The sequence below is a fragment of the Mesorhizobium sp. CA16 genome, assembly GCF_020165175.1.
Taxonomy (GTDB): Bacteria; Pseudomonadota; Alphaproteobacteria; order Rhizobiales; family Rhizobiaceae; genus Mesorhizobium.
On record NZ_JAIUHP010000001.1, the window covers coordinates 234025 to 250012 of the forward strand.

Here is a 15988-nt window from a genome sequence, read left to right on the forward strand (position 1 = left end):
AACAGAAAGGGGAATGACATGAGCGACAAGATCACCAACTGGACCGGAGCAGACGATGCGATGGTCGAAAACGCCATCCGGCGAGGCGCGAGCCGCCGCGAACTCCTCAAAATGCTGCTGGCAGGCGGCGCCGCCTTTGCCGCGGGAAGCGCTGTGCTCGGCCGAGCCACCAATGCCGTCGCCGCCACGCCAGTCTCGGGCGGCCACCTCAAGGCTGCCGGCTGGTCGTCCTCGACGGCCGATACGCTCGATCCGGCCAAGGCGTCGCTCTCCACCGACTATGTCCGCTGCTGCTCGCTCTATAACCGCCTGACCTTCCTCGACAAGGATGGCAAGACGCAGATGGAGCTGGCCGAAAGCATCGACAGCAAGGACGCCAAGACCTGGACGGTGAAGCTGCGCAAGGGCGTCACGTTCCATGACGGCAAGGACCTCACCGCCGACGACGTCGTCTTCTCGCTGAAGCGTCACCTCGACAAGGCAGTCGGCTCCAAGGTCGCCAAGATCGCCGCGCAGATGACGGGCTTCAAGTCTGTCGACAAGTCGACCGTCGAAATCACGCTCGCCGACCCGAACGCCGACCTCCCGACCATCCTGGCGCTCCATCACTTCATGATCGTAAGGGACGGCACCACCGACTTTTCCAAAGGCAACGGCACGGGCGCTTTCGTGCTGGAGACCTTCGAGCCGGGCGTGCGCTCGGTGGTCACCAAGAACAAGAACTACTGGAAGTCGGGCAAGCCTTATCTCGATTCCTTCGAGTTCATCGCCATCAGCGACGACAGCGCGCGCGTCAACGCGCTTCTGTCGGGCGATGTCGGCTTCGCCGCCTCGATCAATCCGCGCGCGATGAAGCTCATCAGCGGCCAGCAGGGTTTCGAATTGTCGAAGACGACCTCGGGCAACTACACCGACCTCAACATTCGGCTCGATATGGACCCCGGCAGCAAGGCCGACTTCGTGGCCGGCATGAAATATCTCGTCAACCGCGAGCAGATCGTCAAATCGGCATTGCGCGGCCTTGGAGAGATCGGCAACGACCAGCCGGTCTCGCCGGCCAACATCTTCCACAATGCCGACCTCAAGCCGAAGGCTTTCGATCCGGACAAGGCGAAGTTCCACTTCCAGAAGGCAGGCGTGCTCGGCCAGTCCATCCCGGTGATTGCCTCCGACGCTGCCACCTCCTCGATCGACATGGCCGTGATCATCCAGGCGGCCGGGGCGGATATCGGCATGAAGCTCGATGTCCAGCGCGTCCCCTCCGACGGGTACTGGGACAATTACTGGCTCAAGGCGCCGGTCCATTTCGGCAATATCAATCCGCGCCCGACCCCGGACATCCTGTTTTCGCTGCTATACGCATCGAATGCGCCCTGGAACGAAAGCCAGTACAAGTCGGAGAAGTTCGACAAGATGCTTGTCGAGGCGCGCGGCTCCCTCGACCAGGCCAAGCGCAAGGAGATCTACGACCAGATGCAGACCATGGTGTCCGAGGAGGCGGGAACCATCATCCCGGCCTATATCTCGAACGTCGATGCCCTCTCCAGCAAGGTGAAGGGTTTGGAAGCGAACCCGCTTGGTGGCATGATGGGCTACGCAATGGCCGAGTATCTCTGGCTCGAAGCCTGAGAGGCGCCTGCCGGGGGCCGGTCAGCCGGCCTCCGGCACCGCGTCGAGCAATATTTCGGCCGAACGCAACCGCAGGAGCGCTTCCATGACGTCTGGGGTTTTGAACCTCGTGGTGAAGCGGCTGGGGATCGCGGTCGTCACCCTTCTGATCGTGCTGTTCGCCGTGTTTTTCGCCACCAGCATGCTGCCTGGCGACACCGCGTCCATGCTGCTCGGCCAGGCGGCGACACCGGAAGCGGTCGCCGGCCTGCGCGAGGCCATGCACCTCAACGATCCGGCGATCCTGCGCTTCCTGCGCTGGCTTCTCGGCCTGCTGCATGGCGACCTCGGCACGTCCTATGCCAACAACATGCCGGTGGCAGTGCTGATCGGCGGCCGTCTGGTCAACACCATGAAGCTCGCCGCCATCACAACGCTCTTGTCCGTGCCGCTGGCGCTGACGCTCGGCATCACCGCCGCGATGCTGCGCGGCTCGCTCTATGACCGCGCCGTTACCGTGCTTTCGATCGGCGTGATCTCGGTGCCGGAGTTCATGGTCGCGACGCTGGCGGTCCTGCTCTTCGCGGTCTATCTCAAATGGCTGCCGGCGTTGTCTTCCGTCAACGAGGCGCATTCGCTGACCGACTTGGTGCGCATCTATGCGATGCCGGTGATCACGCTCACCTTCGTCATCTCCGCCCAGATGGTACGCATGACGCGGGCCGCGGTGATCGAAACGCTCTCCACGCCCTACGCCGAGATGGCGCTTCTCAAGGGCGCTTCGCGCGGCCGCATGGTGCTGAGGCACGCGCTTCCCAATGCGCTCGGCCCGATCGTCAACGCGGTTGCGTTGTCGCTGTCCTATCTGGTTGGCGGCGTCATCATCGTTGAGACAATCTTCAACTATCCCGGCATCGCCAAGCTGATGGTCGATGCCGTCGCGACGCGCGACCTGCCGCTGATCCAGAGCTGCGCGATGATCTTCTGCCTCGGCTATCTGCTGCTCATCACGGCCGCGGACATCGTGGCCATCATGTCCAATCCGAGGCTGAGATGACGATGGCCCGCGCTGCAGCCTCCCGACGATCTCTGCTCGGCCACAGCTACAATCTTGTCGGCGTCGTGGCTTCGCTGGTTATCCTGGCGTGGACGCTGATCGCCATCTTCGCGCCCTACATCATCCCGCATCCGATCGGCGACATCGTCGATGACGACTATTTCGGCCCGATGCGCCAAGGCCTGTGGCTGGGCTCGGACTATCTCGGCCGCGACATGCTCTCGCGGGTGCTGATGGGCGCGCGCTACACCGTGGGCATATCGCTTGCCGCCGTCTTCATCGCCTGCTTTTCAGGTGTCGTGCTCGGCATGGTCGCGGCCGTCACCGGCGGGTGGTTCGACACCTGCCTCAGCCGCTTCCTCGACGCCATGAACTCCATCCCCAGCAAGCTATTCGGGCTCGTCGTCGTTGCCGCGGTCGGCTCGTCGATCCCGGTGCTGATCCTGACGCTCGCGGTGATCTATATCCCTGGCGCCTACCGTTTTGCCCGCGCGCTTGCCGTCAACATCAACACCATGGACTTCATGACCGTCGCCCGCGTGCGCGGCGAAAGCACCGCCTACCTCATCGGCTCGGAGGTCCTTCCCAACATTATCCGCCCGGTGCTCGCCGATTTCGGCCTGCGCTTCGTCTTCATCGTGCTCCTGCTTTCCGGCCTGTCCTTTCTCGGGCTCGGGCTGCAACCGCCTCTGGCCGACTGGGGCGCGCTGGTGCGTGAGAACATCGGCGGCCTGCCGTTCGCGGCGCCGGCAGTCATCGTACCTTCGCTGGCGATCGCCAGCCTCACCATCAGCGTCAACCTGCTGATCGACAACCTGCCGCAGAAGATCAGGGACAGGGACGCATGACCAATCTCGTCGAGGTGAGGAACCTGAGGATCGAGGCGAAGACCGATTCCGGACGGATCGTCGAAATCATCAAGGGCATCAGCCTCGACATTGCCGACGGCGAGATCGTCGCGCTGATCGGCGAGAGCGGCTCCGGCAAGACGACGGTGGCGCTCTCGCTCATGGGGCACACACGCCCCGGCTGCCGGATAACCGGCGGCGAGATCAATGTGAACGGCAAGAACATGGCCGCACTTTCCGAAAAGCAGCGAGCCAAGCTGCGGGGCACCGACATTGCCTATGTTCCACAAAGTGCCGCGGCCTCGTTCAATCCCTCGGCGACCATCATGGAGCAGGTGATCGAGGTTACGCGCATCCACAGGCTGATGCCTCTCGAGAAGGCGCGAAAGCGCGCTGTCGAGCTGTTCAGGGCCTTGTCGTTGCCGGATCCGGAAGGGATCGGCGCCCGCTATCCGCACCAGGTTTCCGGCGGCCAGTTGCAGCGGCTATCGGCGGCCATGGCGCTTATCGGCGATCCCAAGCTGGTCATCTTCGACGAGCCGACGACGGCCCTCGATGTGACGACGCAGATCGACGTGCTGAAGGCGTTCAAGTCGGTGATGCGGGCTGGCGGGATAGCAGGCGTGTATGTTTCCCACGATCTCGCCGTCGTCGCCCAGATCGCCGACCACATCGTGGTGCTGAAGGGCGGCGAAGTGCAGGAGACCGGCAGCACGCCTCAGATTCTTTCGGCCGCGCAGCATCCTTACACGCGTGAACTGCTGGCTGCCTTCGAGCCGAAGCCGCGGCAAGCGCATGCGGACGCAGATGCCGGCGCGAAGCCGTTGCTGCGCATCGACAATGTGACGGCCGGCTATGGCGCTTTGCGGGACGATGGACTGCCGCTTATCCGGGCCGTCGATACCGTCAGCCTGGTCGTCGAGAAAGGGCGCAATCTCGGCGTCATCGGAGAATCCGGCTGCGGAAAATCGACGCTCGCGCGCGTCATCGCCGGCATCCATCCGGCGGCGGCCGGCGACATCGTCTTCGAAGGCAAGCAACTGGAGCGCGCCGCAAGCAAACGCAGCCAGGACCAGTTGCGCGAGATGCAGATCGTTTTCCAGTATGCCGATACCGCGCTCAATCCGGCCAAGCCGGTGGAGGACATCATCTCCCGCCCGCTGGCCTTCTATCACCGGCTGAACCGGCAGGCGCGCTCGAAGCGCGTCGACGAACTGCTCGACATGGTCCGCCTACCGAGAGCACTGCGCTATCGTCGTCCGTCGGAACTTTCGGGCGGCCAGAAGCAGCGGGTGAACTTTGCGCGTGCCTTGGCGGCCGGACCCAAGCTCATCATCTGCGATGAAATCACCTCGGCGCTCGACACGGTCGTGGCAGCGGCGGTGATCGAACTGCTCAAGGAGCTGCAGCGCGAGCTTGGCCTTTCCTATATCTTCATCAGCCACGACCTCTCCGTCGTCGAGGCAATCTGCGACGAGATCATGGTGATGTACAATGGCGAGCGGGTGGAGCAGATCACGCCCGACAAGCTGAAGGCGCCCACCCACCCCTATTCGAAGCTTCTGTTCTCCTCCGTGCCGAAGCTCGATCCGACCTGGCTCGACGGGCTCGTCCGAGACCCCGAGCTGGTCAGTCAGTACGGCCACCGCTAAGAGCAAATTCTAGAGCATGATCCCGAAAGGTGGAACCGGTTCGGAGAAGATCATGCTCCAATAAAAAGTTAGATCAGATCAGGATGGCGATTCAACCAAACGTCATCCTGATGTTGGAAGCCTGCAACGCTTTTTGCATCCGGAATGCTTGAAACGAACGCGTAGAGCGACGAAGCGCGGAGCCTACATCGGAAACAGGCTGGGCAGCGGCATGTGCGCCTTGACGATCGGCGACTTCAGCACCACGAAACTGAAATACTTGTCGATGCCGATGTCCATGTCGGTCAGCCGTTCCATGATCGTCTGATACTCGCTGATGCCGGCGGTCATGAATTTCATCAGATAGTCGTAGCCGCCTGAGACAAGGTGGCATTCTATGACCTGGTCGATCTTCTCCACCACGGCGAGAAAGCGGGCGAAGTCGACCTGGCGGTGGTTCTTCAATGTGATCTCAGTGAACACCGTCAGCGTCTGGCCGAGCTTGCCGATATTGACCTGTGCGGAATAGCCCTCGATGTAGCCTTCCGACTGGAGCTTTTTCACCCGCATCAGGCATGGGCTCGGCGACAGATGCACCAGCTCGGCCAGTTCGACATTGGTGATGCGGCCGTTCTTCTGCAGTTCGTGCAGGATCTTGATGTCGATCCGATCCAGCTTCATGGCCGTCTCCACGGAACGCATGCCACAGCACAAAATGCCGTGCTGCCAATACCCAGCGACACTAGCACAGCCCAACGGCCTGTCCATCGGATCGGACACCGCTTTGAAGCGCATCGGCTTCCGAATTCAACCGGATTGCCGGAATAAAATTCTGCCTCGCTCTCAACTGCAGCAGCGCCTGCCTGCGCAGCGCGGTAGATTGAAGCCCCATGGCGGAGATAATCATGCGCGCACCGCTGCAGCAAATTCAGACTTCGCGCGAACTGCCGCAATCCGCGGACGCGGTGGTCATCGGCGGCGGCATCGTCGGCGTCTTTGCGGCCTATTACCTGGCGCGGCGCGGCATGAAGGTCGTGCTCGTCGAAAAGGGGCGCATCGGCGCCGAGCAGTCCTGCCGCAACTGGGGCTGGTGCCGCCAGCAGAACCGTGACGCCCGTGAACTGCCGATGGCGACACGCAGCCTCGATCTGTGGGAGCGTTTCGTGGCGGACAGCGGGGAGGACACCGGCTTTCGCCGCTGCGGCCTGCTCTACCTCAGCAATGACGAGGCGGAACTGGCCAGGTGGGCGCGCTGGCGCGACTTCGCCAGAACGGCCGGCGTCACCACGCTTATGCTCGACGGCGCCGAGGCCAGTGAGCGGGGCCGCGCAACAGGCCGACCATGGAAGGGCGGCGTCTTCTCGCCGAGCGACGGCACCGCTGATCCATCGCGAGCCGCGCCAGCGGTCGCCCGCGCCATCCTGAAGCTGGGCGGCACGGTGCTGCAAAATTGCGCCGCGCGCGGTATCGAAACCGAGGGTGGACGCCTGAGCGCCGTTGTCACGGAAAACGGAACGATCCGGACCAAGGTGGCGGTCCTGGCTGGCGGCGCCTGGGCGTCCTCCTTTTGCCGGCAATTCGGCTTCCGCTTTCCGCAGGCGTCGATCCGCTCTTCGATCCTCTCCGTCTCGCCCGGCGCCGAAGGCCTGCCGGACGCGCTGCACACGGCAAAGATTTCCGTCACGCATCGTGGCAATGGCGGCTACACACTCGCAATCAGCGGACGCGGCCGCGTCGACGTGACGCCGCAGCAGCTGCGCTTCTCGTCGCACTTCGTGCCGATGTTCCTGAAGCGGTGGCGCAGCCTTGCGCCCGGCGGCCTGCAGGGTGTTCGTTCTGGGCACGAAACGCTCAAGCTTTGGCGGCTCGACCAACCGACGCCGATGGAGCGCATGCGCATTCTCGATCCGGTCCCGGACCGGGCGACCATCCGCCTGACCCACGCCCGCGCGCTCGAGCTGTTGCCGGCGCTGCGCCAGACAAGGATCAGCGCGGCCTGGGCCGGCTATATCGACAGCACGCCGGACGGCGTGCCCGCGATCGGCGAGATTGATGCCGTTCCAGGTTTCTTCCTGGCTGCCGGATTTTCGGGACACGGCTTCGGCATAGGATCCGGCGCCGGACACCTGGTGGCCGATCTCGTCACCGGCTCGGAGCCGATTGTCGACCCGAAATCCTACGATCCGCGGCGCTTCGATGCTTCGTCCTGGGGTAAGGTCGCCGATTTCTAAGGCTCGCCACGACTTTCGCACTCGCATCAGCCCTCCTGGAGAAAAGCGCCGACAGGCGCGGGCCGCACAGGCGCCTGTCCGCGAAACCGGCCGACGGCGCCGGGGTTGCAACCAGCCTTCGCCGCGACGAGTTCGACGGCGGCCAATTGGCAGTAGCGCCCTTGGCAGCGCCCCATGCCGACGCGCGAAAGCGATTTCACCCTGTTGGCGTCGCCGCCGCCACGCTCCACGCTCTCACGTATGCTTCCTGCGGTCACGTTCTCGCAGCGGCAGACGATCGCATCGCCGGGGAGTGCCCGGGCCATCGCCTCCGGCCACGGAAAGGCGATGGCCAGGCCGCGTGCAAAGCGCTTGAGCCGCTTAAGCTTGAGCAGCTCGGCGCCGACGGAAGGCATCGGATGTCCCAGATCGGCAAGGCAGGCTGCCGCCGCGAGGCGCCCCGCGATCTCGGCCCCATCAGCCCCGAGCAGGCGAACCCCGTCGCCTGCAAGATAAACGCCGTTGCCGGCCCGCCCCACCTGGTCGGCCTTCGGCAGCCATTGCCGCCACTGTTCGTCATAGGCGAAGGTGCATCCCGCCAGATCGGCGAGATGCGTCTCGGCCCGTAAGTGCCAGCCCATGCCCACCATGTCGCATGACGTGAGGTGCTGCCTTTCGCCAGCGTCGCGCCAGCGCACCGCCACCACCCCCGACCCGTTGGCCTCGATCCGTTCGAGCGTCACGCCCGCATGGTAGCGGCCACCAAGCCGCGCCCGCATAACCAAACCGCGCAACGCGACGGCTGGCCGAGCGGCAAGATCCCACAGGCCTCGCAGTTGCTGGCGCCAGGGGGAGGTGTCGAGCACCGCCACCACATCCGCGCCAGCCTTGACGAGTTGGGCCCCAACCAGGGTCAGCAAAGGCCCGGATCCCATAAGGACGATCCGTCGCCCGAGCGCCACGCCCTGCGCCTTGAGCGCGATCTGCGCAGCACCCAGGCTGTAGACGCCAGCGTTCTGCCAGCCCGGAACGGGAGCGATACGGTCGGACGCGCCGGTGGCCAGGATCAGGCGGTCATAGCCGATCATCTGCACGCCGTGCTCTGCCAATACGTGCAGCATCCCCTGATGCGCGGCGATGACCGAACTGCTTGCGCGATGGGTGAGCCGCCGCTCTTCGACCAGCCGGTCGAAAAGCGAATGCAGGGCGCGGGCCTTGGCCGCCTCCGATCCATAGAGCTGCTGCGGCGTGCGGGTAAACCCGGCTGGCGGGCGGCGATAGATCTGGCCGCCTGCGCGCTGCCCCTCGTCGATCACAATCGGATGGAAGCCAGCATCGACTAGCGTCGCCGCAGCCCTGATACCGGCAGGGCCGGCACCCACGATCACGATGCGCGGCGAGGCAACATCGCTCACGGCCACTTCTCCGACGGCGTCGTGCGCAGTCGCATACCCTCGGCTATCAGGGTTGTGCACGCGCGCAGGCGCGGTCCCTCCTCTTGCCAGACCCAGCAATCCTGGCAGGCACCCATAAGGCAGAAGCCTGCGCGTGGCTCCGATCCGAACTCGGAATTCCGCAAGGCGTGTCCTGACGCCAGCATGGCGGTCAGCACGGTGTCGCCCGCGAGCGCGCCGCGCCTCTCATTGTCGAGAAGGAAATGCACCTCTGCCCGGTCCCGCTCCGCCAGCCGGACGATGCGGCCGCCCGTGATCATTCCGCAGCCTCCCGTATCGGACGAGGACGCGGCAGTTCGGGGAACCGCTCGCAGACCGCATCGAAGGCCGCCTGAACGCCTTCCGGCCCGGAGCATCCCTTCATGCGGCGGAAGATCTCGGTCTTGGCGAAGAATCGCCAGTGGATCGGCAAGGCTTCAAGCAGAGCATGGAGCCGGTCATAGGCGGCGGGCGTCCACTGCGCTTCGTAGCCGTCGCGCTCGGGGCCGAAATGGAAATGGCCGATGGCGGGCGCCCTTTGCGCGCGCAGCTGCTCCGTCGCTTGCTCGTCGACCGCGGTGCCGCGAAAGACGACGCCATAATCACGCTCGGCCGCAGCCTGCGAGATGTAGCCGCGCCGGACATCCAGCGCCACCCGCCAGGGCTCGCGCTGATGCGGATCGCCGCGCCCGCCGCCCCCGGCCGAGCGGATTTCCAGCACGTCACCTGGCTGCAGAACCGCCGTGTCGATGTTGCCCAGCCGCCGCTCGTGCTCTGTCCCTGGATTGACGACCATGTCCGAGAGACCGGCCGCCTTGCCGCCCAGCACGCCCCAGGGTCGGAAGAAGCTGCGGTCGCGATTGCGTGCCGTGATCCGGGAGTCGGGCGCGAAGACGCGGAAGGCCATCTCCGTCGCCAGCCCGCCCCGCCACCGCCCGGCGCCGCCGCTGTCCCTGGCGAGGCCATATCTGACGAATTCGACCGGCGTCTCGGTCTCGGTGATCTCGATCGGCGTGTTCTTCAGATAGGCGGCATCCGCGCCCGATCCATTTGTCCCATCGCGATGCGGCATCGCCCCGCCGCCGCCCACCACGGGGTTCACCGCCGCGATTACACTCCGGCTGGTGCGCTCATCGACCGTCATGACGTTGACGATGGAATTGTTGCCGGCCGGCGCCGCGGGCAGGCGCTCCGGCACCGCCTGCGAGAAGGCGCCGAAAATGACAGAGCGCAGCCGGGCGCAGGTGAGCGAGCGCATGCCGACGGCCGCGGGATGGACCGGGTTCAGCACCGAACCTTGCGGCGTGATGCAGGTAAACGGCCGGGTGAGGCCCGTGTTGAGCAGGATCTTCGGGTTGAGCGTATAGAGCACGTAATAGACGCCCACCAGCAGCATGGTGTGACGCGGGTCGCCGCCCGAGGGTACGTTGAGAGATGAGCCGAGCTGCGGGTCGGAGCCGGTGAAGTCGAGCACCGCCTCGTCGCCCTTGATCGTCAGCCTCAGCTTCAGCCGGCAGGGATTGGCTTCGACCGAATCCTCGTCGGCATAGTCGGCGAATTCCCATGTGCCGTCGGGCATGGCGCGCAGCACGTCCCGCGCCTGCGCCTCCGCATGGTCGAGAAGCGCGGAAACGCCTTCGACGAAGCCGGCCTTGCCGAACTTCCGCACCATCGCCTGGATCTTGCGCTCGCCGGTGTTGAGTGCGCCGACCAGCGCCTTGATGTCGCCGATGTTGAGGTCTGGCTTGCGCACATTGGTGCTCATGATCCGCAGGATGGTCTCGTCGAAGACGCCCTCCCTCACCAGCTTCATTGGAGGGAAGCGGATGCCTTCCTGATGGATTTCGGTCAGCGCCCGGCTGAGCGAAGCCGGCACCGCCCCGCCCATGTCGGTGTTGTGGATGTGCCCGCCGGTCCAGGCGACGATCTCGTCGTCGACGAAAACCGGCTTCCACAGATGCGTGTCGGGCGCATGCGTGGCGACGTGGCCGGAATAGGGATCGTTGGTGAACGCAACATCGCCCGGCCGGTAGTCGCTGACCATCGCGATCGCGCGGTGATACGAAAGCCCCGGATACCAGGTGGCGCCGAGTTCCATCGGCACGGCGAAAGTCGCGCCCCCACTATCCATCAGCATCACCGTGAAATCCTGCGTCTCCTTGACGAAGGCGGAGTGCGCGGTGCGGTGCAGCGTGTGGGCCATATTCTCGGCCGCCGCGCGGGCATGGTTCGCCAGAACCTGCAGGTTTGTCCGGTCAAACATGGCGTCACTCCGGGAAGGTCAGCAGAAGGTTTAGATGGCGGTCGACCCGTGCCTGCGTCCCCGCGGGGATCGCAAATGTGGTGTCTTCCTGAACGACCACGGCAGGCCCATGGAACGTGTTGCCAGGCATGAGGGTCTGTCGGTCGTGAAGGTCGACGGTCTCGACGCCGAGGCCCGTATAGACCGGGAGCCGGCGCGCCGGATTGACAGGGGCGTCGACCTCATCGATTTGCGGGAAGGAAAGTTTCGGCCCTGCGCCTATGGCGGACAGCCGGATGTTCACAAGCTCAATATCGCCGTCCGGATCGTGAAAATCGTAGAGCTGCTGATGGGTGAGGTGAAAAGCCCGTACGATGGCGGCCATATCGCCATCCGCCAGCCATTGCGGCAAAAGGACGACTTCGATCTCATAGCTCTGCCCGACATAGCGCATGTCGCAGAAGAGGTTGAGTTCCGCGGCCGCGTCATGCCCCTGCTCTGCGAGCCAATGACGCCCCTCACCCGCAAGCGCTTCGAAGGCCTCGCGGATGGCGGGAAGCGACGCTGAGGACAGCGGGCTGAAGATCGTGCGGATAAAATCGCCGCGCAGATCCGCCACCAACCCGCCGAGTGCCGAGACCACGCCGGGGCGGCGCGGCGCCATAACTCGTTTCATGCCGAGTTCGCGGGCAAGGAAAGAGCCGAGCATCGGGCCGCCGCCGCCGAATGGCATCAGCGTGAAATCGCGCAGGTCGACACCAGCGCGCGAGGCGAGTTTCTCGACCTCGACGAACATTTCCGACACCGCGATATCGAGGATTGCCTGCGCGGTCTGCTCGATCGTGCGGCCGAGCCGGGCGGCAAGCTCGCCGACCGCGCGATGCGCCAATCCAGTATCGATCCGGAGCTGGCCATAGGCCATCTCGCTGTGGCCGAGCCATCCGCACACCACCATGGCGTCAGTCACCGTCGCCCGTTCGCCGCCGCGGCCGTAGCATGCCGGTCCCGGTGCCGAGCCAGCCGATTCCGGCCCGACTCGCAGCACGCCTTGCGCATCGACACTGGCGATCGAGCCGCCGCCCACTCCGATCGAGCTCACCGACACGGATGGAATGTGGAGCGGGAATTCGCCGATCAGCTCGCCGGTGCCGAACTGCGCCTCGCCGTCTATGATCAGCGCGAAGTCGGCCGACGTCCCACCGATGTCGAGGGTAAGGATCTTGTCTTCGCCGGCCTGACGCGCCAGCCACGAGGCGCCGATGACGCCGGAAGCCGTTCCCGACAAAAGCATGTTCACGCATGCGCGCTTGCCTTCGGCGGCGTTCATCAGCCCGCCATTCGATTTCGTTAGCATCGGGCGCGCCGGCACACCGCAGCTCCTCAGCCGCTCTTCCAGCGCTGTCAGATAGCCCGAGACGCGCGGATGGACATAGCCATTGAGAATGGCAGTCGAGCTGCGTTCATACTCGCGGATGACCGGCCACACTTCGGCAGAGGTGAAGACGAAGACGTCCGGTGCCAGACGGGCGATCGCGGCCTTGACCGAGGCTTCCTGCGCGGCGTTGCGCCAGGCATGGAGGAAGGACACGATAATCCCTTGCGCTCCGCCTGCTTTCGCAGCCGCAACCGCCCGTTCGACGACGGCGATGTCGGGTGCCTGAGTTTCACTGCCATCGGCACGCATGCGGGCCGGAATGCCGAACACCATGTCGCGCGAGATCAGCGGGTCCGGCCGCGCGCAGAACAGCGAATACATGTCCGGCATTCGCAGCCGCGCGAGCTCGATCACGTCCTCGAAGCCGGCATTGGTGAACAGCGCGAGCGGGGCGCCCTTGCGCTGGATGATGGTATTGATGCCGACGGTCGTGCCGTGCACGAAGCGCGTCGTATGGGTGGGATCGAAGCCTTCACGTTCCGCCAGGAGGGCGAGGCCCGCCATCAGCTCGGCGCCCGGATCGTCCGGCGTCGTCAGCACCTTCAGCGAGGCGACCCGGCCGGAACGGGTCTCCAGCGCGCAGAAGTCAATGAATGTTCCGCCGATATCGACGCCGACCTTCCAGTCGGCTTCGTTCTGCGCCTCGTCCGCCGCGATGGCACCGTCCATGATGCGTCCCTTCCTGTCTGCCGACCAAAACTCGCACGAGCGGACGATCAACGTCCAAGATGGATGAGGGGGAAGGATATAAGTCCTGCTTATGCCTTGGCGCGATGCTCACCGAGAACGGCGGAACAGGCCGTACGGATTTCGTCGCGCATCATCTCGTCGGCGCGCGACAGGGCCCGGGCACGCGACGTGAGCAGCGCGATCGGAAATTCCGGTCCGGCCGCCAATGGCCTGACAGCAAGGCCGGCGAACTGGTGCCAGGGCAGCAGCGCGTCGACCAGGCCGATACCCAGGCCGGCCTGGACGAAACCGATCGCGGAAATAGAGACGTCGATCTCTAGTGATGGTGAAAGCGCCACGCCTTGCGCGCGGGCAGCGTGGGCCAGTTCGTCAGCGGGGCGGGTATTGCCGCGATAGGATATCAGCTCTTCCCCGGCGAGATCGGCCAGCGTCAGCTCGGTTTTCTTCTGCAGTGAATGCCCGGCAGGGAGCAGGCATGCGAAGCCTATGCTCCCGATCACCTCCGCCTCAATGTCGGGAGGCAAGCGATCGTCCATGGCCACACCGAGGCTGGCATCGCCGGCGCGCAGCATGTCGACGATCGCGGCGATCGGCGCGCTGTTGGAACGCAGCAAAATGTCCGGATGCTGCGTCCGGAATGCGGTGAAGGCGCGCGGCAATATCGCCATGGCCGGTGGCGGCGAAGCCGCGACCCGCACCAGCCCGGTCCGCCCGAGACGCAGGTCGGTAGTCTTGCGGCGCAAACCTTCCAGCCCCGCCGACAGCCGCTCGGCATCGGCGAAGATCTCGAGCGCCTCAGGCGTCGGCCGCAGCCGGCCTTTGACCCGTTCGAACAGGGTGAAGCCAAGCTCGTCCTCGGTATGAAGCAGTATCTGGCTGAGCGCGGGCTGCGAGATGTTCAGCATCCGCGCCGCGGCGGTCACGGTGCTTGCGCGCATGACGGCGATGAACACTTCGAGCTGCCGGGCCCGCAAATCCCAACTCCATAGGTCGAGCTTATGACTTCCGTCCAAACCCATCTTTGACGCAATGCCGCGACGCCGACAAGATGGATGCATCCAAGGATCAGCTGCTCTTCGCTAAGGAATGACTATGGATGTGATCGTGCTGGGCGGCGGACTGATGGGGACGGCTTCGGCCTATTTTCTCGCCAGGCGCGGCGCGCGCGTGACGCTGATCGAGCGCAACCAGGTCGGCACCGGGGCGACGGTCGCCTCTTTCGGCAACATCCGGCGCACGGGGCGTCATCTCACCCAGCTGCCGCTGGCCCATCGCTCGCTCAGCCTATGGGGTGAGGCCGAAAAAATGCTTGGCCAAGACGTGGAATTCCGCGCCACCGGCCATATCCGGCTGATCTTCGATGAAGATGGTCTCGCCGACATGCGGGCCTATGCCGAGGCAGCGCGGCCTTGGGGGCTCGAGCTGGAAGAACTTGGCTCGCGCGAGATTCGCGCACGTTTTCCCGGCCTCGGTCCCGACGCGATCGCGGCCTCGTTCTCGCCGCAGGATGGCAGCGGCAATCCGCGGCTGATCGCGCCGGCCTTCGCCGAAGCCGCCCGTAAGCTGGGCGCGGAAATCATCGAGGGAGCCCGGGTCGAAAAGGTCGAGCGGACCGACTCCGGTTTTCTTGTCACTACCTCGAAAGATTCATTTGCCGCCGAATGCCTGCTCAACGCCGCGGGCGCTTGGGGCGCAGGCATCGCAGCGCGGTTCGGCGAAGAGGTCCCGCTCGACGCCCGCGGCCCGCAGATGGGCGTGACCGAGCCGCTGCCGCACCGTATCCTGCCGGTGGTCGGCATCTGGACGCGCGACAAGGAGCATGGCGCCTATCTGCGCCAGGTCGAGCGTGGCAACATCGTCTTCGGCGGAGCGGCCGAAAGGGTGTCGGTCGACCTCGATCCAGGCCATGCGGCCGCCGACCCCATGCGCCTTCCGATGCAATTGCGCGCCGTCGCGCGGCTCCTGCCGGCAATCGCAAAGGTGGCTGTCATCCGCACCTGGTCCGGTTGCGAGGGCTATGTGCGCGACATGCTGCCGGTCATGGGACAATCGGCAACGACGCCGGGCCTTTTCCACGCCTTCGGCTTCAGCGGACATGGCTTCCAGCTAGGCCCGGGCGTGGGCGACGCCATGGCCGAGCTTATGATGACCGGCCGCTGCGAAACGCCGCTCGACGATTTCAGGATCGACCGCTTCGCCCGCGCAGCCTGACGAAGCGAATCGATTGCGATTGGCGTCCCCAGGCCACTAGCAATGACCGTTTTTGGGAAACGCCAGAGCCTACGCGGCGGCCGATATCAGCGCAAAGCTGCCATTCAGAGAAGATAATAAGGTCGTCGAGTGGCTGGATCAGCTTCTTGAATCGACTTTGGCGAACTGCTTCGCAACCCATTGGCGAATAACGATCTTGCTAGTCGCTGAGGGACGGCCTTTACCAATGAAGATCAATAGCTTGCGGGGTGGTTCGCCAATTCATGTCCTTCGTATGATTTTGTGTGGTCCGGCGAACCTCATTTTAGGCACTTGGATTAAGACGTCGGCCGCATCACGAGGCAGAGCATATAGCATCGCAAGTAGGTTGGTTGCGGGGACACGCAACCACCGATACCGACAATCACTGATCGTTTCGATTTGACGATGCCAAGCCACACCAAGTTGGTGATTTGGTGGGCCCGGAGGGACTCGAACCCCCAACCAAGCGGTTATGAGCCGCCGGCTCTAACCATTGAGCTACAGGCCCCACGCGGGCTGGCTTAGTGTTTTTCTTGTCGTCGCACAAGGCTTTCGAAAGCTCTGGCGCAAAACGCCAAAATCAGCCCATATTCGCGCCGTAG

Annotated in this window: 12 protein-coding genes and 1 tRNA gene; 6 read left to right on the forward strand and 7 right to left on the reverse strand. The window is 64.5% G+C overall.

Annotated features, from left to right (window positions below; translation table 11 throughout):
• Window positions 1–18: 18 nt before the first annotated feature.
• From LB525_RS01130 to LB525_RS01145, 4 genes are all read left to right on the forward strand, one after another.
• Complete coding sequence (locus LB525_RS01130; RefSeq protein ID WP_224543067.1) at window positions 19–1629, forward strand: ABC transporter substrate-binding protein; 1611 nt, start codon at window positions 19–21, stop codon at window positions 1627–1629.
• Window positions 1630–1714: 85 nt separating this feature from the next.
• The gene (locus LB525_RS01135; RefSeq protein ID WP_224543068.1) at window positions 1715–2665 is read left to right on the forward strand and encodes an ABC transporter permease; all 951 of its coding nucleotides are present in this window, start codon (window positions 1715–1717) and stop codon (window positions 2663–2665) included.
• On the forward strand, window positions 2662–3513 hold the full coding sequence (locus LB525_RS01140) for an ABC transporter permease (RefSeq protein ID WP_140841411.1): 852 nt from the start codon (window positions 2662–2664) through the stop codon (window positions 3511–3513). Before LB525_RS01135 ends, LB525_RS01140 begins: the two co-directional genes overlap by 4 nt.
• Complete coding sequence (locus tag LB525_RS01145; protein ID WP_224543069.1) at window positions 3510–5165, forward strand: ABC transporter ATP-binding protein; 1656 nt, start codon at window positions 3510–3512, stop codon at window positions 5163–5165. Before LB525_RS01140 ends, LB525_RS01145 begins: the two co-directional genes overlap by 4 nt.
• Before the next feature lie 183 nt (window positions 5166–5348).
• Here the strand turns inward: LB525_RS01145 and LB525_RS01150 are convergent, their stop codons facing one another.
• On the reverse strand, window positions 5349–5825 hold the full coding sequence (locus LB525_RS01150) for an Lrp/AsnC family transcriptional regulator (RefSeq protein WP_140541160.1): 477 nt from the start codon (window positions 5823–5825) through the stop codon (window positions 5349–5351).
• A gap of 224 nt (window positions 5826–6049) precedes the next feature.
• Here LB525_RS01150 and LB525_RS01155 point away from each other — a divergent pair, with 224 nt between their 5' ends.
• Window positions 6050–7375, forward strand: coding sequence for an NAD(P)/FAD-dependent oxidoreductase (locus tag LB525_RS01155; protein WP_224543070.1), 1326 nt, complete (start codon window positions 6050–6052; stop codon window positions 7373–7375).
• Window positions 7376–7401: 26 nt separating this feature from the next.
• Here LB525_RS01155 and LB525_RS01160 read toward each other — a convergent pair whose 3' ends face one another.
• From LB525_RS01160 to LB525_RS01180, 5 genes are all read right to left on the reverse strand, one after another.
• On the reverse strand, window positions 7402–8769 hold the full coding sequence (locus LB525_RS01160; RefSeq protein WP_224532830.1) for an NAD(P)/FAD-dependent oxidoreductase: 1368 nt from the start codon (window positions 8767–8769) through the stop codon (window positions 7402–7404).
• A complete protein-coding gene (locus tag LB525_RS01165) occupies window positions 8766–9068 on the reverse strand; it encodes a (2Fe-2S)-binding protein (RefSeq protein ID WP_224532832.1) in 303 nt (100 codons plus the stop codon). Before LB525_RS01165 ends, LB525_RS01160 begins: the two co-directional genes overlap by 4 nt.
• On the reverse strand, window positions 9065–11050 hold the full coding sequence (locus LB525_RS01170; protein WP_224543071.1) for a hydantoinase B/oxoprolinase family protein: 1986 nt from the start codon (window positions 11048–11050) through the stop codon (window positions 9065–9067). Before LB525_RS01170 ends, LB525_RS01165 begins: the two co-directional genes overlap by 4 nt.
• Window positions 11051–11054: 4 nt before the next feature.
• A complete protein-coding gene (locus LB525_RS01175; RefSeq protein WP_224543072.1) occupies window positions 11055–13133 on the reverse strand; it encodes a hydantoinase/oxoprolinase family protein in 2079 nt (692 codons plus the stop codon).
• Window positions 13134–13222: 89 nt separating this feature from the next.
• Entirely contained in the window at window positions 13223–14128 is a 906-nt protein-coding gene (locus LB525_RS01180; protein WP_224543073.1) for a LysR family transcriptional regulator, read from the reverse strand.
• 118 nt (window positions 14129–14246) lie between these two features.
• On the opposite strand from LB525_RS01180, the gene LB525_RS01185 reads away from it, so the two are divergent.
• Window positions 14247–15365, forward strand: coding sequence for an NAD(P)/FAD-dependent oxidoreductase (locus LB525_RS01185; protein ID WP_224543074.1), 1119 nt, complete (start codon window positions 14247–14249; stop codon window positions 15363–15365).
• 453 nt (window positions 15366–15818) lie between these two features.
• Here the strand turns inward: LB525_RS01185 and LB525_RS01190 are convergent.
• Window positions 15819–15894 (reverse strand) — tRNA-Ile (locus LB525_RS01190).
• Window positions 15895–15988 lie beyond the last annotated feature (94 nt).

Excerpts from the sequence above, each read along its gene's own strand:
- LB525_RS01130 (WP_224543067.1), top strand. The coding sequence starts at position 19 with ATGAGCGACAAGATCACCAACTGGACCGGAGCAGACGATGCGATGGTC.
- LB525_RS01135 (WP_224543068.1), top strand. The coding sequence starts at position 1,715 with ATGACGTCTGGGGTTTTGAACCTCGTGGTGAAGCGGCTGGGGATCGCG.
- LB525_RS01140 (WP_140841411.1), top strand. The coding sequence starts at position 2,662 with ATGACGATGGCCCGCGCTGCAGCCTCCCGACGATCTCTGCTCGGCCAC.
- LB525_RS01145 (WP_224543069.1), top strand. The coding sequence starts at position 3,510 with ATGACCAATCTCGTCGAGGTGAGGAACCTGAGGATCGAGGCGAAGACC.
- LB525_RS01150 (WP_140541160.1), bottom strand. The coding sequence starts at position 5,825 with ATGAAGCTGGATCGGATCGACATCAAGATCCTGCACGAACTGCAGAAG.
- LB525_RS01155 (WP_224543070.1), top strand. The coding sequence starts at position 6,050 with ATGCGCGCACCGCTGCAGCAAATTCAGACTTCGCGCGAACTGCCGCAA.
- LB525_RS01165 (WP_224532832.1), bottom strand. The coding sequence starts at position 9,068 with ATGATCACGGGCGGCCGCATCGTCCGGCTGGCGGAGCGGGACCGGGCA.
- LB525_RS01170 (WP_224543071.1), bottom strand. The coding sequence starts at position 11,050 with ATGTTTGACCGGACAAACCTGCAGGTTCTGGCGAACCATGCCCGCGCG.
- LB525_RS01175 (WP_224543072.1), bottom strand. The coding sequence starts at position 13,133 with ATGGACGGTGCCATCGCGGCGGACGAGGCGCAGAACGAAGCCGACTGG.
- LB525_RS01185 (WP_224543074.1), top strand. The coding sequence starts at position 14,247 with ATGGATGTGATCGTGCTGGGCGGCGGACTGATGGGGACGGCTTCGGCC.